Source organism: Caballeronia sp. LjRoot34 (assembly GCF_964253815.1).
GTDB lineage: Bacteria > Pseudomonadota > Gammaproteobacteria > Burkholderiales > Burkholderiaceae > Caballeronia.
Genome location: NZ_CAXUSB020000004.1, coordinates 478,125 through 500,421 on the forward strand (window position 1 = coordinate 478,125; position 22,297 = coordinate 500,421).

Below are 22,297 nucleotides of genomic sequence, written 5' to 3' on the forward strand. Positions count from 1 at the left end.
CTGGCTACTGGTGCACCGATCTAAGTTTGCAATATGACGGCCCAGGTTCGCGGTCTTCAGATAACAACTCTTGGGCAATCCCGCGTCGCTGGCGAATTGCAGGTGCGTTCAACGCAACCGTTGTTGGAGCTACTCTCCATACGGCTCCGCCGCTTTTACGGCGGAGCCGCGAGGGGAATCTAGCAATTCTGATGTGCATGGACCATCCTCTGGAGGAGCTCAGGGTACCCACCCCGTATGAAGCCATCCAATACGCGCTCGCGGCAGATGGAGCGTGGAGCAACCCGTCGGCCAAACACGGTGAGGTGCAAGCTAAGAACAAAGTTGTTTGGACAGACCCGTCTAATGAAGCGCGATACCTCGCCGGTGTCCTTGGTATGGCCGGAGGGCTTCGTAGGGCGGGCCAGTTTTTGCTGCATCCATTTCTGCGGGAGCAGTTTTCGAAGCTTGGTGGTACGCCACGATTGCCCATGGATCAGGTGCAAGTGACCGCGAACAGACTTCAAAAAATGTCGCGTCAGAAGGCCACTTTTGACTTGAGGAGCGAGACAGAGCGGAATGCGCTCGCGGAGATAATTGCGAAGACAGCCCGAGCGATCAAAAGCCCAGTGGAATTCGTAAGCTATGCGGGCTTGAAGTCAGACTGGAAGAAGTATCGCAGTCGCTACTGGGCCGAAAATCCACAACCGAGTGACCCAAATTCCAACTTCGACTGGGATTCTCACGAGGAGCAGTCGCTTGACACTTGCCTTATTGAAATGCGGCGTCGGCAAATGATATTTCAGGGACATCGTTGGACATGCTCGAACTGTCATCACAGAAACTGGGTCAGCTTGACCGCGCTTTCATCCGATATCCCCTGCGAGGTTTGCAAATTGCCCACACCGGCGCCGCTCAGTATCGGTTGGCTCTTTCGTCCTAGCGAATTTCTGATTGAAAGTCTGCGTGACCACAGCGTTCTCTCGCTCATCTGGGTGTTGGAGGCACTGCGTTGGAACTCGCGGCGCTCTTTCATGTTTGTAGGCCCGACAAATTTCGGCTTCAACAGTGATTCACAGAGCCCCGATGCTGAGGCAGATCTGCTGGCTGTCGTGGACGGACGCGCAGTAGTGTGCGAAGTTAAATCGTCGTGGAACAGTCTCAGGGCGACGGACATCCTCACGCTCGTGGAGTTGGCGAAGCGATTACGACCTGATGTTGCCTTACTTGCCGTGATGGAGCGTGGCGTGGGACTGAAGCCACAACTGGATGCAGCAAAGAAAGAGCTAGCCGACGTAGGGATAGAGTTCAGGTTGTTTACTATTGACAACTATGATGTCTCAGACGATCCCTATCTGACTTTTGAAGATCTTTCATAAAATCGCGGCACTGGCAGATCGTTGAGGTAGGCGGGGCTGGCACGCCCCATCTTGCGGTCTGCAAGACTGTCGCCTTGATGAGCCAACGGACACATCATTGTCTGCGAGTAGCGAGAGGGGAAGGCGCGTGTCAAGTGGACAATGAGGGACGAGTCTTGTTGTGTCGAGGCTGGGAATATGATTCAGAACAATAATAAAATAATAATACGTATTCGTAAATTTTACGTAAGCGGTGTTTTCCCCACACTGCGGAAGAAGCATGAGGATCGGCGCTCCCCTAGAACGGCATATCGTCGAAACGCGACGTGGCTAATGACCGTTTCACGGACTTTAGCCAGCCCTTAAGTTGCTTGAGGTCGTCGAATATGAGCAGGTCATGTTCAAGGGCGTGGAGGCTCTCCTGCAGCGAGAAGATATCAGCGGCAAGATTGCGCATGATGGTGCCGGGCGACACGTCGATGAAGGGTGGAATCCCATAGCTGTGCTTGAAGCCGTTCTCGACATGCAGGATTTCGTGGTCGAGTTCACCGACCTGTTCCTTCAGAATCTTGTTGTAGTGTTTCAACCGGTCTTCGCCGATGTTGTTGATGGCGCTCTGGTCAATGTGTTCTAACTCCAACTGCAACTCAAGCAATTGCAACAGGCTATTTTTGCTATACGCCTGATTCACCCTCTGCATCAGGGTGGTCTTGCGCTCACGTTCCTGCGGATCGGTTTCGCGGTCGGGATGCAAGGCGCTGGCCAGTTTGCGATAGACCTCGCGAATCGATAAGCTCAGTTCGGCCTGCTCAACTTGTTCTCGTGCCTCTGCTGCGAGTTGCCTGGGCGTCTTTTTTCGTTTGGCGTGGCGCGCTTCTCGAGCCTGGTTTTCGAGTGCATCTTGTGCCTGCCGCTGTTCCATTTGCGCGTGCGCGCGCTGCAGCACATCCTCGGGCGAACTCATATCAACGTCGTCGCCCAGCTCGACCCCGAGCATGGCCTCGAGCGCCGATTTCATGTCCTCCAACTCGGCGGCGGCTTCACTGTCAAAGTCAGATTCGCTGTACCGGTTGTAAATCGATTTAAGCTCCGGATCATCGCTCTGCGCGACCAGCTCACCTGCCAAGTCGCTGATCAGGTCTGCAATCGTGCGTCGCTCGGATTTGGTCAGCCCCTTCTGACCGTACGCCTGGTCCAGGCGATGCACGAGCTTGGTCCGCAAGTCGATGGAAGTTTGCTCAAGGGGAGCGAACTCGCTTAGGTATTTCCGGTGGAAGGCAGGCATTGCAGCCTCCCAGGCACTCAGCCGGGCGCGCCGCTTTTCGATCTGCTTGATGAGCGTGTTGAACGCCTTTTGCCCTTTCGACAGATGAGACTTGTTATGGTCGGGAGCAATGCTGATGGACCTGAGATTTGTCCTGGTCATAGGATGGTTTCCGCTGGTTGATGCGAGAACGAGCACGCCGCTATTTTAGCCGAGGCCGCGCTGGCACCCGCGTTGCGATAGCGAGCACGCCTCCGTTGCCGATCGATGGTCGGTTCGTGCCGGAGCTCGTGGAGAACGAGCATTGGACCCGAGATTGGGGTGCTTCAGGGGTGGGTTGTAGCGAGTTGCACTCGTTTGGCGAAGTTGAACGGCAGCAGGTCGCTGATGTCGGCGTCCGGTGAGCGCTGCGGCAGTTCGGTCAGCACATGCAGCAAATACGCATACGGTTCGACGCCGCATGCGCGACACGTTAGCATCAAGCTGTACACCGTCGCACTCGCTTTTGCACCGGCAACCGTGTCGCTGTACAACCACGATTTTCTCCCAGTGCAGAATGGCCTTATGTCCCGTTCTTATCCACGTGACGGAATTATGCAGGGCTCCTCCCGAGTCCAAAGCGTATCGCACGCTGCGCCTGCTCTGTTGCAGTGCACGGTGGGTTGCTCTTGCTGAACATAATAAATGGTGCTTTTCTGAGAGACTCAATTGTCTCAGAGGAGAGCTACCATGGAAGAGGACCAGCTCGGAGTTCGATCGTGGCGACTGCTCGAAGATAGTGTTCTTGCAGCGAGTCGTCAGGCGTATGTCGGCTACCTTCAAAGTCACGGCTATGCCCTTCACACCATCGGACATTACCTTGCCAGCGTCGCGCACTTTTCGCGCTGGCTCACCAGAAAGCGAATCAGGCTCGATCAGATCGATGAGAATCTGGTACGTCAATTCATCTCCGTGCACTTGCCGAACTGCGACTGTCCCGGGCGAAGGAAGTGCGCATTAAATTTCACGCGGGCAGCGCTCAAACATTTGCTTAAGGTGCTTCGCGTGGACGGTCGTATCCGACCACCGGCGCTTCGGTTGCCTGGCACTGTCGTCGACGAGTTAAACCACCTTGACGTTTATCTTGACGAGATCCGTGGTCTTGCCGCGAGCACCCGCCGCAACCACCGCGACTGCGTGCGCGACTTTCTAGTCGATCAATTTGGTGGTCACCGCATTGACATGCGTCGAATCAAACCGGCCGACGTGCTGCATTTCATCGTCGAGAGGAGTAAGGGCCACACCCCGGCGAGCGCCGGTACCATCGCAAGCAGCGTGCGCGTGTATCTGCGTTTCCGTCAGTTCAGTGGCGACCATACCGAGGCATTAATCGCCGCTGTGCCAAAGGTAGCGGTATGGTCAATGGCTCGCTTGCCCAAATTACTGACGCAAGCCCAACTCGCACAATTTCTGAGTGCTTTCGACACACAGACGGCGTCTGGCCGGCGAGATTACGCCATGGCGCGTTTGCTGGTAGATCTAGGGTTGCGCGTCGGAGAGGTGGCCGCACTGCAACTCGCAGACGTTGATTGGCATGAGGGAACGTTGCGCATCAGGGCAACCAAATGCAAGCGTACGGATCTTTTGCCGCTGCCCGTACAGACCGGGCGCGCGCTGTTCGATTACGTGCGTTTCGGTCGACCCCAGACCTCTAGTCGTGCGCTGTTCGTGCGACATCGAGCCCCGTTCGATCGGCCGGTCACCCCGGCTGTTGTATGCAGCGCGATCCGACTGGCCTATGCCCGATGCGGTTGGCCGAGCGCGTCCATGGGTACTCATTTACTGCGGCACACCGCAGCCAGTCGCATGCTGGGCAATGGTGCTTCTCTCAAGGACATCGCGGATGTGTTGCGCCATCGCAGCATCAATACCACCATGATTTACGCAAAGGTCGATTTCCGCAGACTCGCGGCGGTGGTCTCCCCTTGGCCCGGGAGCAGATCATGAATCGCTTGTGGTCGATGACTACCCGGGTAGAGGATTATCTCTATGCCAGGCGTCAACTTGGTTTCAAGTTGAAGAGCCAGGGGACGCAACTACTTGCGTTTGCCCGGTTCGCCGAGAATGGCTGCCATCAGGGCCCTGTAACGTTGGAACTTGCGTTACGCTGGGCCCGGGATTCCGACTCTGCCAAGCCAATTACCGCAGCGAAGCGGATTGAAGTGCTCCGTCCGTTCATCAGATACCTTCAGCAGTTCGAACCCGCCATAGAAGTCCCGCCACCCAAGCTACTGGGCTCTACCCATCGCCGACCGGCGCCTCATATCTACAGCCACGAGGAAATCGAGGCGCTCTTGGCTGCAGCTGGACACCTGCGTCCGTCAGGTGGGCTACGGCCAGCGACTTACGAAACGCTCTTTGGCCTGATTGCCGCTACCGGCATGCGAATTTCGGAAGCGCTGCGACTTGAGCGCGTGGACGTATTGCTTGAGCACGGTGTGTTGATCGTTCGCCAAAGCAAATATCGCAACTATGCCGCGTTCGTGGCAATGCCGATCAAGCCGGGATTGGATCACGATGATGCTTTAAAGAGCCCGCAGGAGGTCATTCTCAGGTCGCCCGAATCGGCATAGTTTTAATGGCTAAAGACCCTTGAGAAACGTCGCGAGCTTACTGTCAGGCCGGTATCGTACGGGCTTGCCATCATGTGGTCCGACACGAGCGAGAATTTTTTCCTTCATCTCCAGACTGGCATCCAGGTACATCTGGGTTGTCTGGAGCGATTCATGGCCCATCCACAGGGCAATGTTGAATGGATCCACGCCAGCTTGCAGTAATTCCATGGCTGCCGTGTGCCTCAATACATGCGGGGTTACCCGTTTCTTGCGCAGCGAAGGGCATCCCTTGGCAGCCTGGGTAGTGTACTTTTTCAGGAGACGTTGTACCGCGTCCGGACTGAGATGGCCACCTCGAATACTCGGAAACAGCGCATCACTGTTGGGTATGCGAGGCTCTTTCATCCAGGCTTTTAGAATAGCGGCGGTCTGCTTGCTAAAAGGGGTGACGCGCTGTTTTCGACCTTTACCCACAACATCAATGTGCGCGCCTGTGCCAAGGGTCACGTCCTCGCGTGTGAGGCCGGTCATTTCCGACACACGAAGTCCTGTCTCCACGCCCAGTCGGAGTAAAGCATGATCGCGACGACCACACCAGGTGTGCTTATCGGGTGCGGCGAGCAGCGCCGTGACTTCCGGCCGCGTCAGAAAGTGAATGAGCCTGCGATCGTAGCGTTTGCCGGGCATCGACAGCACACGCTGGATCTGCGCGGAATACGCTGGCGCCTCGAAGGCCGCGTAACGGAAGAACGAGCGAATCGCCGTCAGGCGCAGATTCCGGGTGCGGACACCGATGGCTCGGGTCTTCTCCAGATCATTCAGAAATGCCGTCACGAGCGGCGCATTGATGTCCTCAAATGCCAGATGATCCGGCGGTTTGTGCAGTCGCTTGTAGGCAAAGCGGAGAAGCAGCCGGAACGTGTCGCGATACGAACTGATGGTGTGCGGACTGGCCTGCCGCTGTTGCATGAGACGTTCCGTAAAGAACCGCTGCACTAACGCTGGGAAGCTGACGGTAGATTTCATGACACATCCTTCCAACGATGCTCCAGGCGCTTCATCGCCTGCTTCATGAGTTCTGGGTGCTGCTCTACATACCAGTACGTATCACGCGCCCCCTGGTGCCCGAGGAAGGTCGACAGTACCGGCAACCAACGCACCGGGTCTTTACCCGATCGGTCTAACCTCATCAGCGACGTGACCGCAAATAGATGCCGATAGTCGATCAGGCGCGGGGCGCGCCTTGTTGATGAATCGCGTAGACCGATTTCCCGTGTGAGCGCCGTAAATGTATGAGAAACCATGCCTCCATTGAGAGGCTTGCCTTGCGAAGTGATGAACACATGGGCTTCCGGGCGCCCGGCAAGACATCGTTCACGACGTTGAAGATAGTTTGCAAGTGCATCTCGAGTGGAGGAATGAATGGGAACCCATCTCGACTTGCCAAATTTGCTTCCCCGCACCGTCAGCACGCATTCTTTCAAGTCAACGTCTTCAAGTTCCAGATTGACGGCTTCACCGGGGCGCAAGCCCGTGACGCTTAGCAGACCTATCAGCGTAAAATAAGTCCACCGCCGGAGTCCCGATGCCGGAGGAAGAGCCAGTGCGGCAGCCAATATCTTCTCGGTTTCCTCATCGGTGTAAAGGTAGGGAGCACGTCGATGATACCGGTGCGGCAACAATTCGGCCCGTGGAATCTCTGTGTGCGGATCGAAGGCACTCAGATAGCGTGCAAAGCCACGCACTACACCCAATCTCTGAGCCCAGATCACTGGTTGAACAGACGGGGATTTTTGTGCCCAGGTCAACGCAAGTGACGTATTAATGTGAGAGGCCCGACGCCGTTCCATATAGCAGACGAAGTCTTCCAGCCGTTGGCCTGCTTCATGGAGTTTGAATCCCAAGCGACGACGCATCGCCAGGTACTCTTCCATTGATTTGCGTAACGTACTCATGGTCGGCTGCTCGGCCATGGCCGCGCCAGGACCCGCAGTGAATCCAGATCGACCTTCGCATATATTCTCGTCGAGTCGGGATTTTTGTGCCGCAATACTTCGCTAATCTCGGCCAACGAAGATCCTTGACGCAGCATCTGCGTCGCTAGCGCATGCCGGAATTGATGGGCTCCTTTTCTCGGCGAATCGATACCAGCCCGCTCCAGAGCGTATCTGACTACATTGCTTACCGCTTTTTCCGTCTTGAAGCCACGGATCGGCGCGTTTATCCGCAGGAAGACACTCCGACTCTTAGAGTCAGCGCGACCGTTTTTCAGGTAGTCGGCGATCGCTTCGCCCACCGGTGCGAGTAATGGCAACGGCGACTCCAAACCGCCTTTTCCGTGAACGTTCAGCGTGCCGGTTTCCCAATCGATGTCATCCAACGTCAAGGAAACCACCTCGCCACCGCGCAATCCCAGCCGGGCAAGGAGGAGCAGGATCGCGTAATCCCGGCGGCCGATGGGGCGCCGCCGGTCGCAACTGGCCAACGCTCGTCTGGCATGCTCAGGGGATATCTCTTTGGGGATTGACGCCATTGACCAGTGGGCGACCTTGGGGATCACCGCAGCGAGGTCAAGCTTGATCGACCCCCGATAACGCGCATACTGCAAGAACGAGCGCAACACCATTGTCATCGCTTGCGCTCGCGTGGGATGCTGAGCGGCCTCATGCCGAACAAAGTCGATGATCTCTTGCGCACGGAGATCCGACAGCCGTGTCGCTCCATCACCGAACTGCTTTGTCAAAAACAAATGCGCACACCACCGGTATTTCCTGATCGTCGTAGCTGCCAAGCCTCGTTCCTGGTGCAGATACAAAGCGTATTCGCTTACCAATTTTTCAACTGGTGTCTGCGCAACGGGCGCGTCCCTCGCAACCTTTCCGTTTTCTTGCAGCAATTGTACAAAGCGTCTTAGCGCATATTTTGCGCCGTTCCGATGACAGCGGTGGTGTTCTCGGTAGTGCAGATAACGCTGCGCAGTTTTATGAGTCACTTCCTCGATCGACATCTTCTTGCACTTGAGCCATACGCTGAAATCGGCAACGAGAAGTAAGTGTCTTCGAATAGACTCCTGCGCGTAACCTTGATCATTCAGCACACCTTCAAATGCACCGAGGTGTTCAGCAAGGGGGCCCTCAGGTGTATCGAGTGAATGCGACCGCGTTTTCGAGCACAACTTGTCCATGACCTGCGCCTCATTAAAAGCGGGTCTAATGTGAGTAAGACTATGCCGAGCATTTTTCGTTCATCGCCCTTGAATTAGCTCTCGGCGTGCACACCGCGAACATAGTTTACGATGCGGCATAGTTTCCGAACTTCGCACCACGGATCGTCAATACTCCGTTGACCAGATCAACGTCGTCGCGATCAAGTTGCAAGGCCTCGTTGACCCGTAGCCCCGTAGCCACGTAGAGGCCGAAGAGCGTGAGGAATGTAAGAGGCCTCAGACCTGTCAGAGACGGAAGGCGGCGGGCAGCAGCAAGCAATCGTTCGATCTCTTCGTCACGGTAAATGTATGGAGCTGGACGATGGTAGCGGTGGGGAAGCAGGTCTGCCGGAGGTACGGCGTTGCGCGGATCGTTTGCGCTGCAATATTGCGCGAAACGACGCAACATGCCGAGGCGGTTTGCCCACTGGGCGGGTTGTGCGGTGGCCGGCTGCATCGCCCATGCGACTGCGAGATCGGTAGTGATGTATTCGGCACCCTCGCGAGAAGCGAAGTCGACGAAGCGTTGCAGCAGTCGGCCGGACAGGCGCAGCTTGAACCCGAGGGCGCGACGCACTGCCAGGTACTCGTCGAGTGCGACCTGTAACTTGCTCATGACGCACCTCCCGGCCACGGCAGCGCAATATCACGTAGCGACGCTATGTCCACCTTGGCGTAAATCTGTGTAGTTATTGGCTGACGGTGACGCAGCAGTTGACCAATCTCACTCAGCGTCGCACCGCGGCGAAGTAGATTAGTGGCAAGGGAATGGCGTAACAGGTGAGCCCCTTTGAACTCAGGGTCCAGACCGGCCCTGCGGAGAGCGCGTCGAACAATACTGCAAATCGCGACCGGGCCGGCAAGTCCCTGGTAGGGAGCCTTCATCCGGATGAACACGCGACGCGTCGTGCACGCCGGACGAACGTCGCAAAGATAGCTAGCCAATGCTGCGCCAACCTGAGCGGGCAGTGGCAAGCGTTCCAACCGCTGACCTTTGCCTCGAACTACGATCTCGCCGCGCTCCCAGTCCAGATCGTCTAGCGTCATGGCCAGGACTTCACCACCCCGCAACCCGAGTCGGGCCAGAAGGAGCAAGATGGCATAGTCGCGCTCGCCGGCAGGTGTGCTGCGATCGCATGAGGCGAGCAATCGTTCGACCTGATCGGGAGGCAACGACTTGGGCAGATGTGGCAGTCTCCAGCATGCTACCCCAGGCAGAGTACAAGCCAGGTCTGTCTGAATGGCACCACGCTGCAGTAGAAATCGCAGGAACGAGCGCAGCGCGGTGACGGCCATCTTGCCCTCGCTGCGACTAACACGCTGGATCTCGTGCAGAATGAAATCGTGGAGATCCTGTGGCCGCAACCGGCCAAGATGCAGGACCTTGCACCCAAACCGCTTATCAAGGAAGCGCCGGATGACGAGCAAGTATCTGACGACTGTTGACCGTGACAGGCCTCGCTCGGTATAGAGAAATGCTTCAAAGTCGCGAATAAGGCGGCTCGAGTGGCTTCGATCGATCTTCTGTGCTGCCGGAGCAATGTCGCCCTGGTCGCGCAGATACGCGAGAAGTTGCTGACCAGTAGCCAGATCGCCTCGTCGCACCCTGTTCCGGAGCCGACGAGCTTCCTGGAACTGTTTTAGCAGCGTCTCATTTAGGTTTGCCAAAGGAATCTGACGCCGTTCGAGCCATCGGCTCAGCGCAGCCAGAAAATCACACTTTGTGTGGACTGTGCTCGGCGCGTACCCTATCCGCGAAAGTTGAGCAGCAAAGCCTCCAACGTGAGAGGCCAACGGCCCGCCGCAAAGCTGTCTATCGGGAGAGGTTGTTCCAACGTGGGGAGTGAGCATCATGGCGTCTCCTTAAAAATCCGGAAAGATTCCCGGATGGAGACAACAGAATAATGCCGAGAAAGTGGGCGCCATTTCCGAGTTCAGTCAAGCAACGACGCCTCATGTCAACGACGATCGAGATCGCACTCGGAATAATCTTGGCCTCGGAGTTATGAGGCTAATTCCGAATGCGGAATTAGAGGCATACGTTTATCACGAATGTAAGCGGTGTTTTCTCCACACTACGGAAGAAGCATGAAGGGCGGCGCTCCCCTAGAACGGCATATCGTCGAAACGCGGCGTGGCTAATGACCGTTTCACGGACTTTAGCCAGCCCTTCAGTTGCTTGACGTCATCGAATACGAGCAGGTCATGTTCAAGGGCGTGGAGGCTCTCCTGCAGCGAGAAGATATCAGCGGCAAGATTGCGCATGATGGTGCCGGGCGACACCTCGATGAAGGGCGGAATTCCGTAGCTGTGCTTGAATCCGTTCTCGACGTGCAGGATTTCGTGGTCGAGTTCACCGACCTGTTCCTTCAGAATCTTGTTGTAGTGTTTCAATCGGTCTTCGCCGATGTTGTTGATGACGCTCTGGTCAATGTGTTCTAACTCCAACTGCAACTCAAGCAATTGCAACAGGCTATTTTTGCTATACGCCTGATTGACCCTCTGCATCAAGGTGGTCTTGCGCTCACGTTCCTGCGGATCGGTCTCGCGGTCCGGATGCAAGGCGCTGGCCAGTTTGCGATAGACCTCGCGGATAGATAAGCTCAGTTCGGCCTGCTCAACTTGTTCTCGTGCCTCTGCTGCGAGTTGCCTAGGTGTCTTTTTTCGTTTGGCGCGGCGCGCTTCCCGAGCCTGGTTTTCGAGTGCATCTTGTGCCTGCAGCTGTTCCATTTGCGCATGGGCGCGCTGCAGTACATCCTCGGGAGAACTCATATCAACGTCGTCGCCAAGCTCGACCCCGAGCATGGCCTCGAGCGCCGATTTCATGTCGTCCAATTCGGCGGCTGCTTCACTGTCAAAGTCAGATTCGCTATACCGGTTGTAAATCGATTTAAGCTCCGGATCATCGCTCTGCGCGACCAGCTCACCTGCCAGGTCGCTGATCAGGTCTGCAATCGTGCGGCGCTCGGATTTGGTCAGCCCCTTCTGAGCGTACGCCTGGTCCAGGCGATGCACGAGCTTGGTCCGCAAGTCGGTGGAAGTTTGCTCAAGGGGAGCGAAATCGCTTACGTATTTCCGATGGAAGGCAGGCATTGCAGCCTCCCAGGCACTCAGTCTGGCGCGTCGCTTTTCAATCTGCTTGATGAGCGTGTTGAACGCCTTTTGCCCTTTCGACAGATTAGACTGGTTATGGTCCGAAGCAATGCTGATGGACCTGAGATTTGTCCTGGTCATGGGATGATTTCCGCTGGTTGATGCGAGAGCGAGCACGCCGCTATTTTAGCCGAGGTCGCGGTTGCACCGCGCTGCGATAGCGAGCACGCGCACGTTGCCGATCGATGATCGATTTATGCCGGAGCTCGTGGAGAGCGCGGATTGGATCCCAGATCGGGATGCTTCACGGATGGGGTGTAGCGAGCGGCACTCGTTTGGCGAAGTTAAAAGGCAGCAGGTCGCTGATGTCAGCGTCCGATGCCCGTTGTGGCATCTCGGTGAGCACATGATGCAGATACGCATAGGGCTCGACGTTGCAGGCCCGGCACGTCAGCACGAGGCTATAGACAATGGCGCTCGCCTTCGCGCCCGCAACTGTGTCAGAGAAGAGCCATGAATTTCTCGATGTTGCCATTGCCCGTTCATTCTGCCCATATCGGGCAGGAAGTTGAAGTCCACTATCGTTGGCACCCGCTGTATGGGCACCGCGTCAAGGTTAGAGATGTCGAGCAGCGCGGCGGAAGCCGAGTAGTCCACATCGATGCCGGATGCGGTACGGTCAAGATGATTGCTGGGTGGATGCTGGATGCTGCCGTGTGTTCATCCATGAAGCTTGGTGACCCGAGAGTCACCGTGATGGCGCTGCGCAATCTGCACCAGTTGCTTGTTGATCGGCATTTGCGAGGAAACTCACCGGACGATTCCACCATCGTCCGGGAGAAGCGCAATGGGCAAGCTGCCAAACGTCGTTCCAGCAAGTCTGCAGTCGTTGCAATCGATACCGCGCCAGATGAACATGACGTTCGACGCCGTCGAGCTTCAGGGGATGAGCGCGGTACAACGCGCAAGGGCAATCACCCATCTGGCGAGCCTGCTGATGCAGGCCGCCGGCGTCGCCACGCCAAAGGAGCATAACGATGACGAATGTTGATCGTTTACCTGAGCTCCTTCTCAAACGCAAAGCAGTGGTCTATGTCCGGCAGTCGACCCAGACTCAGGTCCAGACGAACCTCGAAAGCCAGCGTCGTCAATACGACCTCGTGAATGAAGCAAAGCAGCGGGGATTCCGCGACATCGAGGTTATCGACGATGATATGGGCCGTTCTGCCAGCGGCGCAGTCGCCCGGCCAGGATTCGAGCGTCTCGTGGCTTTACTGTGTGCTGGCGAAGTCGGAGCGGTCCTTTGTATGGACGCCTCACGTCTTGCACGTAACGGGCGCGACTGGCACCATCTGCTTGAACTCTGCGGGCTTGTCGAGGCCAGGGTAATCGACCTGGACGGTGTGTACGATCCTTGTCGGGCAAACGACCGGTTGCTGCTCGGAATGAAAGGCAGCATCAGTGAATTCGAGCTCAACGTGCTTCGTACGCGCATGCTCGATGCCAAACGCGCGAAGGCTTACCGCGGCGATTTGCGTATCAGCGTGCCGTTCGGCTACATCTGGCATCGGGAAGTTGGATTGGGTCTTGATCCGAATTTGCGATTGCAGGAAGTCATACGCCTGATCTTTGCACGCTTCCGCGAACTGGGCAGTGCACGGCAGGTTCTACTGTCGCTGCGAGCTGAGCAGGTCCACTTCCCGCGCCCCTCTGATGGCAGGACGTTGACCCACTTCGACTGGATACCGGTGCGCTATCGAAACGTGATCTCGGTGCTCAAGAATCCGTTCTACGCCGGAGCTTACGTATATGGCAAGAGTGGCAAGCAGATGGCGATCGTGGACGGGCGCGCGCGCAAGAGCTACAAGCACCCCAAGCCGTTTGATGAATGGGATGTCCTGCTCAGGGAACATCACGAAGGCTACATCGACTGGGCTGAATTCGAGCGCAACCAGAAGCAGCTCGCGGCCAATGCCCACGGCAAGGCAGGTGACGTAAAGTCGGGCCGTGGCGGCCGGGCATTGCTCGCCGGCCTGCTTGCCTGCGCGCGCTGTGGGCGCCGCCTGTTCGTGGCCTATACTGGGCGCATACCGCAACCTGTCTACCGATGTGCCCGCTTTGACATGCCACCGCAATGCATGAGTTTCGGGGGCTCTCGCATCGACGCCGCTATCGGGAAGGAGCTATTGCGTGTCGTGGAACCAATGGCAATCGAAGCAGCCCGGCAAGCCGAGCAAATGCACATGGATACCCTGAACGAGCAGCGACGGATCGTGGAACTTGAACTGCAGCAAGCGCAGTACGAAGCCACACTGGCCGAGCGGCGCTATGCCGCCTGCGATCCTGACAACCGCCTGATTGCCGCGCAGCTGGAGAAGAATTGGGAAGCAGCATTGCACCGCGTACTGGCCTGCCAGACGCGCCTGGAGACGGTAAGCACGCCGGCGGCGGATATCCCCACTCCTGACTTTGCGAAGCTTGCGGAAGAGCTCACTGCTGCCTGGAATGCACCGAACGTCACGATGAGCATGCGCCAGCAGCTTGTTCGCGCCATGATCGTCGATATTGTTGCCGACGTGGACGAAACGGCGCGTGAAGTCATCCTGACGATTCACTGGCAAGGCGGTCAGCATTCGCAGTTACGGGTCCGCAAGCCCCGATCGGGCGAGCATGGATGTAGCACGTCCGACGAAGCGCTCGCGGTCATCCGCAGCATGGCAGCCCGATGGTCAGATCAGGACATCGCCGCATCATTGAACCGGATGGGAATGCGGACCGGCCAAGGCAAGACCTGGACCGCACACCGTGTCAGCTCCATACGGCGCGTGCGTGACATCCATGCCTACAGGCCGGCAGAGAAGGATGGGGAATGGTTGACGATGTCCGAAGCCGCAAAACAGCTAGGCGTCACCAGTCACGCGATCCGGCGGTTGATCAACGATCGCATCCTGCCCGCCGAGCAGGTGATGCCCGATGCCCCATGGCAGATTCGCGCGAGTGATCTACGCAGCGAGGCTGTTGCGGCGGCGTTGACGCGCAAACATCGCCCGTGTCGCAACGATGTCGAAGGACAAATCCCAATGTTTATCGAGGTTTCGGAAGGAGGTGCACAATGAACGCCCCATTACAAATGGCCTGATATCTCTTTCCAGAATGTTATGCCGACTCCCGGATTATGCCGCGCGCCCCGAGTCGAGGACGCACAGCCGGGCGATGCGCCGTTTGCGGTCGCCCGGCTGTCGGCATTATCAGAGGCTCTCCAGGAAGACCAGCAAGGGATCGGGCGGTTTGTAACGCGTCGGCACAACGCCGCTCTCGTTGGCGTGCGCGAGAGCGCGTTGCTTGATTTGCACGTCGGCATGCAAATAAATTTGGGTCGTTTCCGACGACTCATGACCAAGCCAAAGTGCGATCACGCTCAGGTCGACGCCGTGCCGCAGCAAGCTCATGGCCGCGGCGTGTCGAAGGGTGTGTGGAGAAACGGATTTCCCCTCGAGTGAGTGGCAGCTCTTGCATGCAGTTGCGACATGACGCGACACGAGTCGCTGAAGTGCGTCGGCACTCAGCGGGCCACCCCGCGAACTGGGGAAGACTGGGTCATCGGGTTCGCCAGGCTGACGCAGCAGCCATTGCTTCAGGACAGCAATAACGTCCGGCCGCAGAGGTGTGCATCGCATCTTTCGTCCTTTGCCAAGGCAACGGACGTGAGCGCCTGTGCCAAGCGCCACATCCTGACGCCTGAGGGAAGTCAGTTCACAGTTGCGCAGGCCCGTCTGAACCGCGACAAGAAGCAGCGTTCGATCTCGGTCGCCAATCCATGTTCGCGCGTCGGGCGCGGCTACGAGCGCTGCGGCTTCGTCTTCGGTGAGAAACTCGACCGGTCCGTGTTCGCAACGCTTCGAAGGAATCGCAAGGATCCGCTGACACTGCAGACCCAGCGCCGGCTCCCGGATCGAGACGAACTCGAAGAAGGCGTGCACGGCTGCGAGGCGAGTATTGCGCGTGCGCACGGAGTTGCCCCTGTCCTGTTCGAGGTGCCGAAGAAACTTCTCGATGAAGGAGACGTCAAGCTCTTCAATCTGCAAAGATGACGGCGCTCGCCCGACGTGCTTGGCGGCGAAGGCTAACAGCAAACGGAACGTATCGCGGTAGCTTGCCACCGTGTGCGGGCTTAAACCTTGTTGCTCAAGCAAGCGCTGCGTAAAGAAACGATGAACAAGGGATGAAAGGCTGGCGGTGTTCATTTCCGCTCTCCCAAACAGTCTCTGTCCAGATAGCAAGCCGCAAGCTGAAGCAACTCGGGAACTGCTTCGATGTACCAATAGGTCAGACCCACATCGACGTGTCCGAGGTAGGCGGCAAGTTTCGGCAATTCGCGTGTCACGTCCAGTCCGGTTCGATACCATTCAACCAGCCTTCCAGTCGCAAAACTATGGCGAAAGTCCTGAAGACGTGGACCGTAACCATCGCGTCCATCCTCCGTCGTTACCCGCAAGCCGACCGCGCGCGACATTCTAACGAACATGCTACGGGCAGTATTGGCCTTCAATCTCGTGCCGCGCTCACCAATGAGGAACGCCTCACTCAACCGTATTGGACAAAGACGGTCACGCTCTTGTGCATAGTGTTCGAGAGCAGAGCGTGTTGACTCCTCTATCGGAACAAAGCGTGATTTACCCAACTTTGATTCTCGGATAGAAAGTATGCCGTTCACGAGATCGACGTCGGATCGGTCAAGACTAAAAGCCTCACCTGGCCTGAGGCCTGTTGTTACAAGAAGTCCGATAAGCGTTGTATAGGTCCTTGCTCGCATGCCCGTACGCGAATGCAACCGCGCAGCATGTGCCATGAGTTGGCAGATCTCCTGGTCGGTATAAATATGAGGAGAATTGCGCCGCCGGCGAGCACTCAATAGCCGTGCAGGAGGAACCTCATTCCTGCTGTCAATGACGATCATCCATTTGGCAAATCCTCTTACTTGAGAGAGGCGGCGCCCCCATGTGGCGCGTTCGACCGATTCGGACGCCATCGCCCAACGCAGAGCTACATCGGTGGTGACGAACTCGGCCTCCTCACGTTCGAGGAGATCAACGAAGTGATTCAATGCTAATGCCGGTTCATAGAATGTTGCCCCAAGAGCCCGACGGACGGCCACATACTGAGCTAGAGAATCGCGGATCGCACTCATCATGCACCTCCGGTCGTTGGCCACGACCGCGCCACACCACGCAGTTCTTCGAACGCGACCTTCGCATAGATTGCGGTACTGTCCTGGGAGCGATGCCGCAGCACCTCGGCGATTTCGGCCATTGACGCGCCGCTGCGAATCATCATAGTTGCCAGACCATGGCGGAACAGATGTGCGGCGCCGCGGCATGCGGGACGGAAGTCGGCCCGAACGAAAGCTAGACGCACAATATGGCCAATTGCCGCTGGACCCGTTAGGCCAACGCGGGGCGCCCACATGCGCAAGAAGACCCGTCGGGATGCACTTGTGCCGCGATCTGTTTGAAGGTAACTGGCGAGCGCCTCCCCAACATCGGATAGAAGCGGTACGTGTTCAACCATTCGTCCTTTGCCATGTATAACGAGTTCTCCTGACCGCCAGCGGATGTCGCCAAGCTCAAGCGCGACAATTTCTCCGGCACGTAACCCGAGCCGAGCCAACAACAGCAAGATGGCATAGTCGCGGCGCCCGCGCGGAGTTGATCGGTCAGTAGAAGCAATGATGACTTCTTCTTGCTCAGGCGTGAGGAATGTTGGCACGGACGATTGCCGGCACTTGCGGACCGTCGGTACCGATTCATACAGGTCATGTGGCGTATAGCCACGCAGAAACAAGAAATGGCAAAACGAGCGGAGGGACACCGTCATGAGTCGCATGTACTCGCCGGACCGACCTCTACTGCGAGCAAGCAAGTGATTTCGAATCGTTACGGCGTCGAATGCATCGGGCAAAACAGTGCCGTTACCGACATCCTGGCAATCGAGGAAGTCGCGAATGAATGGTCCGTAGACGAGCACTGAGTTCTTTGCCAGCCCACGTTCCTGCCTCAGGTAATCCACGTAACGGTCATGTATATCGGCGACCGCCGACTGACAGTTTACCGACGGTAAATGCACGATTCCTTCGTTACGCAAATAGACAAGAAACAGCCGTAATACCGCAAGCTCAAACTGAACTCGGGGAGCCGGTGCATTGCTCAGGCGTTTCATGAACAAGGCGGCGTCGGACTCGTCGAGATGGGCCAGGTCGATGTTCTGGCTCTTCATCCAGAGAGAGAAGGCTGCCAAGACCCTTCGCTTCTTGCCAAGCGTGACCTCGGAATATCGCGCCGCCCTTAGACGGTCAAGGAATGCATCAACGTGACGGGCCGGCAGTCCGTCGGATGAGCCGACTGAGTTTCTCGCCTTCATGTGATTTCTCCTGGCCAGCGCAATAGCCAGCCTAGAGAGATCATAGGATTATGCCGACTCAATCGTTATTCGAGGGCGTGCCCTGCACCATGGGCGACTACGACGCGGCATAATCCGGGAGTCGGCATAATCCCTGTCATGCCGCTAGCGGCATGAACCCAGTTGTTATCCACGGGGGCACGCCCATCGATCACGTAGCGGCTTAAATATTTCCATTGGTTTCTCGTGTAGCTGATCGCCTTGCCCAACAAGCTTTCAGGCAGTACTTGGAGCGCCTGCGTGTCCAGCCAAGCCTTGAACGCTTCTAGCAACGGCACGCTGTGTTGCTGCCGCAGCCCGTAGGTGTAGTCGACTTGCGCCTCGCCATCGGGCAGTTCTGCCCGGGCCAGGGTCTCGACCTGATACAGCGCCTTGAAGTACTCAAGCGCCTGCAGCGCGCGACCACCCGTTTTCTTCTTCTGTCCCTTGTGCGCGTCAACGAACAAGCGCCGTGAATGGGCGATACAGCCGAAGTGAGTGACACCTTGGAGCGTACGCCAGGCACTGTATCCATCGGTCATCAGCATGCCTTCGTAGCCAGCGAGAAACGCTTGCGGGTATTGCTGCCCGCGCCCCGGCTGGTAGTCGAACAACACGACCGGCTGCTCGCTGTCCCCGGCGCTTCTGTACGTCCACATATAACTCGTGCTTTGCGGCGTCTTGCCTTCTTCCTTGAGGACCTGCACCGTCGTCTCGTCGCCGTGAATCAGCGGCTGCGACAACAGTGTTTGGCGCATCGCTTCGTACAGTCGGCCGTAGTGCATCTCGGCAGGCCTGATGATCCAGTTCGCCAGCGTGCCGCGGCTCACCGCAATCCCCGCACGGGCCAGCACGTGTTCCATCCGGTACAGCGGCGTGCCGTCAACATATTTGCCGGTTGTCACCGTCGCAATCATCGCCGCGCTCGCGCTGCTACCCGGCAACGGCTGCACGGGCATCGGCGCGATTACCATCGGCGTGCGTTCGGCGTTGCGCTCGCAGTGGCGGCACGCGTATTTGAAGCGCACATGTTGCAGCACCAACGCCTTGATCTCGATGTGCAACTGCTCGCTCGTCTGTTCGCCCATGCGGTGCAACGCGTTCTGGCAGCACGCACAGATCTTCTGCTCATCGGGCAGATCGTACTCGATGCGCCGGCGCGGCAGCTCGGCCGGCAGCGGCTTGCGTCCCCGCTTACCGTGCTTGGATTTATCAACCTCCGGCAGTCCCGTATCGGGGAGCGCGAATGCGTCATCCGAATCATCGTCACCGGGTTCGGTCGCGGCGATCTGCTCGGCTTCATCGAACACGCGATCCTTGAGTTTCTCGCTGCTCGGCGCGAAGCGCTTGAGCTGCGCCAGACGGAACAACTCCTCGAGTTGCCCGATACGTTGCGCAAGTTGCTGGTTATTGGACTGAAGCTCGAGAATGCGCGCGATCAGCTCATCGGGCGAGAGCTGTTTGAGATCGTCCTCAGCGGACGGGGAGCGGGCGTCGGTATTCATGTGCTCCACGATAGCGAAGCCGCACAACGAATGGGTTTACGTCAAAGTGTAACAATCGCGCCGGGCGTCGCGCGCACTACGCCCGGCGTGCTGCTACTGAACGTTCAGCACACGTGTCGGTACTGCCTCGAAGGGTGACGACGCACTGCGTCGATGTCGATGCCTTCGAGTAACCAGTGAAGCTGCTCGCTCGTGAGTTCCATCACCGCCTGCTGTCGGCGTGGCCAGACAAAACGGTCAGCCTCTAACCGTTTCATCATCAGCCAGAAACCCGAGCGCTCGTAAAACAGCAGCTTGATGCGGTTGGCCCGCTTGTTACGGAAGGCGAAGACCGCACGGGCAAATGGGTCAAGCTGCATGGACTGCTCGACCAGGATAACAAGACCGTTAATCCCGTTCCTAAAATCGACCGCGTCGCGGTGCAAGTAGACCCGCAGTTCAGCGTCCAGTCGGAACATCACAGCGTCCAAGCGTTTCTATCATCGCCGACACCAACGTCGCGTCCTGGGCACCGCACTCGAGTCTGAGCGTGATGCCGTTGGGCATTTTCACCGTCAATCGTGACGGTGCCGCCGGGCGCTGCGCTACAGGGGGCGCTTCGCGGTGTGGCGGCGCCAACCTGGGTAACTGAGGTTGCGCCTCGGTGCCAGCGCTCTCGACGACCGTAACAAACGCCGCCGCGTTCCCTGACACCGGCGTCACTCCCGTGTCGCGGTGTTCCTTCTGGTGCTCGCAGATCCACCGGCGCAGTAAATTCGCGTTCACGCCAGCCCTCAGCGCCATGCCAGCTACCGATACTCCGGGCTGCAGGCAAGCCTCGATCAACCTCTTCCTGTCCCGTTTGTCAAAACGTCGTTTGCCGTCCCGCCCAACGCTGACAACCTTGAGTGGCAAAAAATCCAAATCTGAATAGTTCTGTGTCATGGAAGGTGTCCACTGATTTCAGTGGACACATCCTGCTCCGTCCGCACCTAAGATGCCATGTGCGCTCAATTCACCGCTTACTCACGAATTGCCTGGTTCGCTGGTATCAGCACCAGATTGCGTATTTCGGCGAACGTGATCACCGATTCCGGTTTAACGTGATCAGTGAATCCGGAGGAAGGTGATCAGTCATTTCGGTTGATGGTGATCGCTGATCACCCGTTTCCGAAACGACTGATCATCTTGCCGAAACAGGTGATCACGTTCCCGGAATGAGTGATCACTGGACCGAAACAGGAACGCTATTTCGGTCTGGCGGTGGTGTTGCGTATGACATCAACGACGGGCGTTAGCCTTGTCTCTTTTATAGGGGACAGGTAATGCCGGCACATCGGATGAGCATGCGCAAATTGAAAGAAGTCCTGCGGCTGAAGTGGGTGTGCGGCTTGTCGCACCGCCAGATCAGCCGGGCCGCGGGTATCAGCGTGGGTGCGGTATCGGCGTATGCAGCGCGTGCAAGCGCGGCCAATCTGGACTGGGCGAGCGTCGAACCGCTGGCTGACGACGAACTCGAGGCCAAGCTGAGGCTGCCGGCCGATCAGAATACGCAGGCCCGGCGTGTCGACCTGGACTACGCGCTCGTTCATCGCGAGTTGCGGCGCGCAAACGTGACGCTGCAACTATTGTGGGAGGAGTACGTTGAGGCGCACCTCGGCGAGCGTACCTATCGCTACACCCAGTTCTGCCAGCGCTACCGCGACTGGGCGCAGACGCTCAAACGTTCGATGCGTCAGCAACACCGCGCCGGCGAGAAGCTGTTTGCCGACTTTGCCGGGCACACCATGCCGATCCTGGACGGGCGCGGTGGCGTTGCGTTTCGTGCGCACGTGTTTGTCGCTGCGCTCGGCGCATCGAATTACACGTATGCCTGTGCGACGCGTTCGGAGGGCACGCACGATTGGATCGGCGGGCTTATCGGCGCCATGGAATTCTACGGAGGCGCCCCGAGCCTGCTGGTCCCTGATAATCCGCGCGCATTGATTGCGCGACCTGACCGATACGAACCGGGCCTTGGCCGCACGGCGCAGGAATTCGTGAACCACTACGCGACAGCGATGCTCCCAGCACGGCCAAGAAAGCCCCGTGATAAAGCGAAGGCCGAGGTAGCAGTTCAAGTGGTCCAGAGATGGGTTCTTGCTCGTCTGCGCAACCACCGCTTCTTCAGCTTGGCCGAGTTGAACCGCGCGATCGCTGGTCTCATTGCTGATCTCAACCAACGCCCCTTCAAGAAGCTTCAGGGTAATCGCCGCGAATGGTTTGAGCGGCTCGACCAGCCCGCGTTGCGGCCGTTACCTGCCCAGCGCTACGAGATCGCGACCTTCGTGCGATGCGTCGTCAACATTGACTACCATGTCGAGGTCGATCACCACTACTACAGCGCCCCGCACAGCCTCGTGCGCCAGCCAGTCTATGCTCGCCTGACCCGTTTCGGCGTCGAGATCCTCCACGGCGGCAAGCGCGTCGCAGCTCACGCCCGCAGCCACCTGCGCAACAAACACACGACGTTACCCGAGCACATGCCCGTAGCTCACCGCGCTCACCTGGAGTGGACGCCCGGGCGCCTGCTGAACTGGGGTGCCTCCATTGGCCCCGGCGCCGAGGCGATCGTCCGGCACCTGCTGACCAACCGCCCGCATCCCGAAATGGGCTACCGGGCTTGTCTGGGACTGCTGGCGCTGGCCCGCAAATACGGTCGCGAGCGCCTTGAAGCGGCATGTCAGCGCGCCCTCGTGGTCGGCTCCCCTACACGTCGCTCTGTCCTCTCGATCCTCAAGTCCGGATTGGACCGCCAGGCATCGCTGCCGATCGAACTCACTGAGTGGCAATCCCCCGAACACGAGAACGTGCGCGGGCCTGACTATTATCACTGACCCGAAGGA

At 57.8% G+C, this 22,297-nt stretch carries 18 protein-coding genes and 3 pseudogenes; 6 read left to right on the forward strand and 15 right to left on the reverse strand.

Going from position 1 to position 22,297, the window contains the following annotated elements; translation table 11 throughout:
* The first annotated feature begins 197 nt into the window (after positions 1 to 197).
* Positions 198 to 1,358 (forward strand): hypothetical protein, encoded by a 1,161-nt coding sequence (locus ACSQ36_RS42735; protein ID WP_436186919.1) that lies wholly within the window; start codon positions 198 to 200, stop codon positions 1,356 to 1,358.
* A 277-nt stretch (positions 1,359 to 1,635) separates the two neighbouring features.
* On the opposite strand, the gene ACSQ36_RS42740 is transcribed toward ACSQ36_RS42735, so the two are convergent.
* Positions 1,636 to 2,763 carry a J domain-containing protein gene (locus tag ACSQ36_RS42740; RefSeq protein ID WP_436187010.1) on the reverse strand — a complete coding sequence of 376 codons (1,128 nt, stop codon included), beginning with the start codon at positions 2,761 to 2,763 and terminating at the stop codon, positions 1,636 to 1,638.
* Between the two features lie 164 nt (positions 2,764 to 2,927).
* Positions 2,928 to 3,176 (reverse strand): annotated as a pseudogene (locus ACSQ36_RS42745) (transposase domain-containing protein); the annotation flags it as partial.
* Positions 3,177 to 3,330: 154 nt separating this feature from the next.
* Here ACSQ36_RS42745 and ACSQ36_RS42750 point away from each other — a divergent pair.
* Positions 3,331 to 4,587, forward strand: a complete 1,257-nt coding sequence (locus ACSQ36_RS42750; protein ID WP_436186920.1) for a site-specific integrase — start codon at positions 3,331 to 3,333, stop codon at positions 4,585 to 4,587.
* Positions 4,584 to 5,213: a tyrosine-type recombinase/integrase gene (locus tag ACSQ36_RS42755; RefSeq protein WP_436186921.1), complete on the forward strand. Its 630-nt coding sequence runs from the start codon at positions 4,584 to 4,586 to the stop codon at positions 5,211 to 5,213. The genes ACSQ36_RS42750 and ACSQ36_RS42755 overlap by 4 nt, the downstream gene beginning before the upstream one ends.
* A 9-nt stretch (positions 5,214 to 5,222) precedes the next feature.
* Here ACSQ36_RS42755 and ACSQ36_RS42760 read toward each other — a convergent pair whose 3' ends face one another.
* The 7 genes and pseudogenes from ACSQ36_RS42760 to ACSQ36_RS42790 form a co-directional block, all read right to left on the reverse strand.
* Entirely contained in the window at positions 5,223 to 6,221 is a 999-nt protein-coding gene (locus tag ACSQ36_RS42760; RefSeq protein ID WP_436186922.1) for a tyrosine-type recombinase/integrase, read from the reverse strand.
* Positions 6,218 to 7,168: a tyrosine-type recombinase/integrase gene (locus ACSQ36_RS42765; protein WP_436186923.1), complete on the reverse strand. Its 951-nt coding sequence runs from the start codon at positions 7,166 to 7,168 to the stop codon at positions 6,218 to 6,220. The genes ACSQ36_RS42760 and ACSQ36_RS42765 overlap by 4 nt, the downstream gene beginning before the upstream one ends.
* On the reverse strand, positions 7,147 to 8,379 hold the full coding sequence (locus ACSQ36_RS42770; protein ID WP_436186924.1) for a site-specific integrase: 1,233 nt from the start codon (positions 8,377 to 8,379) through the stop codon (positions 7,147 to 7,149). Before ACSQ36_RS42770 ends, ACSQ36_RS42765 begins: the two co-directional genes overlap by 22 nt.
* Before the next feature lie 106 nt (positions 8,380 to 8,485).
* A complete protein-coding gene (locus tag ACSQ36_RS42775) occupies positions 8,486 to 9,016 on the reverse strand; it encodes a tyrosine-type recombinase/integrase (protein WP_436186925.1) in 531 nt (176 codons plus the stop codon).
* Positions 9,013 to 10,254, reverse strand: a complete 1,242-nt coding sequence (locus ACSQ36_RS42780; RefSeq protein WP_436186926.1) for a site-specific integrase — start codon at positions 10,252 to 10,254, stop codon at positions 9,013 to 9,015. The genes ACSQ36_RS42775 and ACSQ36_RS42780 overlap by 4 nt, the downstream gene beginning before the upstream one ends.
* A gap of 252 nt (positions 10,255 to 10,506) precedes the next feature.
* On the reverse strand, positions 10,507 to 11,634 hold the full coding sequence (locus ACSQ36_RS42785) for a molecular chaperone DnaJ (protein ID WP_436186927.1): 1,128 nt from the start codon (positions 11,632 to 11,634) through the stop codon (positions 10,507 to 10,509).
* Between the two features lie 163 nt (positions 11,635 to 11,797).
* Positions 11,798 to 12,034: pseudogene (locus ACSQ36_RS42790) on the reverse strand (transposase domain-containing protein); the annotation flags it as partial.
* On the opposite strand from ACSQ36_RS42790, the gene ACSQ36_RS42795 reads away from it, so the two are divergent.
* Together ACSQ36_RS42795 and ACSQ36_RS42800 are read left to right on the forward strand one after the other, a co-directional pair.
* Positions 12,007 to 12,528 (forward strand): hypothetical protein, encoded by a 522-nt coding sequence (locus ACSQ36_RS42795; protein WP_436186928.1) that lies wholly within the window; start codon positions 12,007 to 12,009, stop codon positions 12,526 to 12,528. The pseudogene ACSQ36_RS42790 and the gene ACSQ36_RS42795 overlap by 28 nt on opposite strands.
* Before the next feature lie 2 nt (positions 12,529 to 12,530).
* The gene (locus ACSQ36_RS42800) at positions 12,531 to 14,609 is read left to right on the forward strand and encodes a recombinase family protein (protein WP_436186929.1); all 2,079 of its coding nucleotides are present in this window, start codon (positions 12,531 to 12,533) and stop codon (positions 14,607 to 14,609) included.
* A gap of 132 nt (positions 14,610 to 14,741) precedes the next feature.
* Here ACSQ36_RS42800 and ACSQ36_RS42805 read toward each other — a convergent pair whose 3' ends face one another.
* The 6 genes and pseudogenes from ACSQ36_RS42805 to tnpA form a co-directional block, all read right to left on the reverse strand.
* On the reverse strand, positions 14,742 to 15,737 hold the full coding sequence (locus ACSQ36_RS42805; RefSeq protein WP_436186930.1) for a tyrosine-type recombinase/integrase: 996 nt from the start codon (positions 15,735 to 15,737) through the stop codon (positions 14,742 to 14,744).
* On the reverse strand, positions 15,734 to 16,684 hold the full coding sequence (locus tag ACSQ36_RS42810; protein ID WP_436186931.1) for a tyrosine-type recombinase/integrase: 951 nt from the start codon (positions 16,682 to 16,684) through the stop codon (positions 15,734 to 15,736). Before ACSQ36_RS42810 ends, ACSQ36_RS42805 begins: the two co-directional genes overlap by 4 nt.
* Positions 16,681 to 17,910: a tyrosine-type recombinase/integrase gene (locus tag ACSQ36_RS42815; RefSeq protein WP_436186932.1), complete on the reverse strand. Its 1,230-nt coding sequence runs from the start codon at positions 17,908 to 17,910 to the stop codon at positions 16,681 to 16,683. The genes ACSQ36_RS42810 and ACSQ36_RS42815 overlap by 4 nt, the downstream gene beginning before the upstream one ends.
* 161 nt (positions 17,911 to 18,071) lie before the next feature.
* A pseudogene (gene tnpC / locus ACSQ36_RS42820) lies at positions 18,072 to 19,433 on the reverse strand (IS66 family transposase); the annotation flags it as partial.
* Positions 19,434 to 19,537: 104 nt separating this feature from the next.
* The gene (gene tnpB / locus ACSQ36_RS42825; RefSeq protein WP_062092793.1) at positions 19,538 to 19,891 is read right to left on the reverse strand and encodes an IS66 family insertion sequence element accessory protein TnpB; all 354 of its coding nucleotides are present in this window, start codon (positions 19,889 to 19,891) and stop codon (positions 19,538 to 19,540) included.
* Positions 19,872 to 20,357 carry an IS66-like element accessory protein TnpA gene (gene tnpA / locus ACSQ36_RS42830; protein WP_436186933.1) on the reverse strand — a complete coding sequence of 162 codons (486 nt, stop codon included), beginning with the start codon at positions 20,355 to 20,357 and terminating at the stop codon, positions 19,872 to 19,874. The genes tnpB and tnpA overlap by 20 nt, the downstream gene beginning before the upstream one ends.
* A 380-nt stretch (positions 20,358 to 20,737) precedes the next feature.
* Here tnpA and istA point away from each other — a divergent pair, with 380 nt between their 5' ends.
* The gene (istA, locus tag ACSQ36_RS42835) at positions 20,738 to 22,288 is read left to right on the forward strand and encodes an IS21 family transposase (protein WP_171929383.1); all 1,551 of its coding nucleotides are present in this window, start codon (positions 20,738 to 20,740) and stop codon (positions 22,286 to 22,288) included.
* Positions 22,289 to 22,297: the final 9 nt, after the last annotated feature.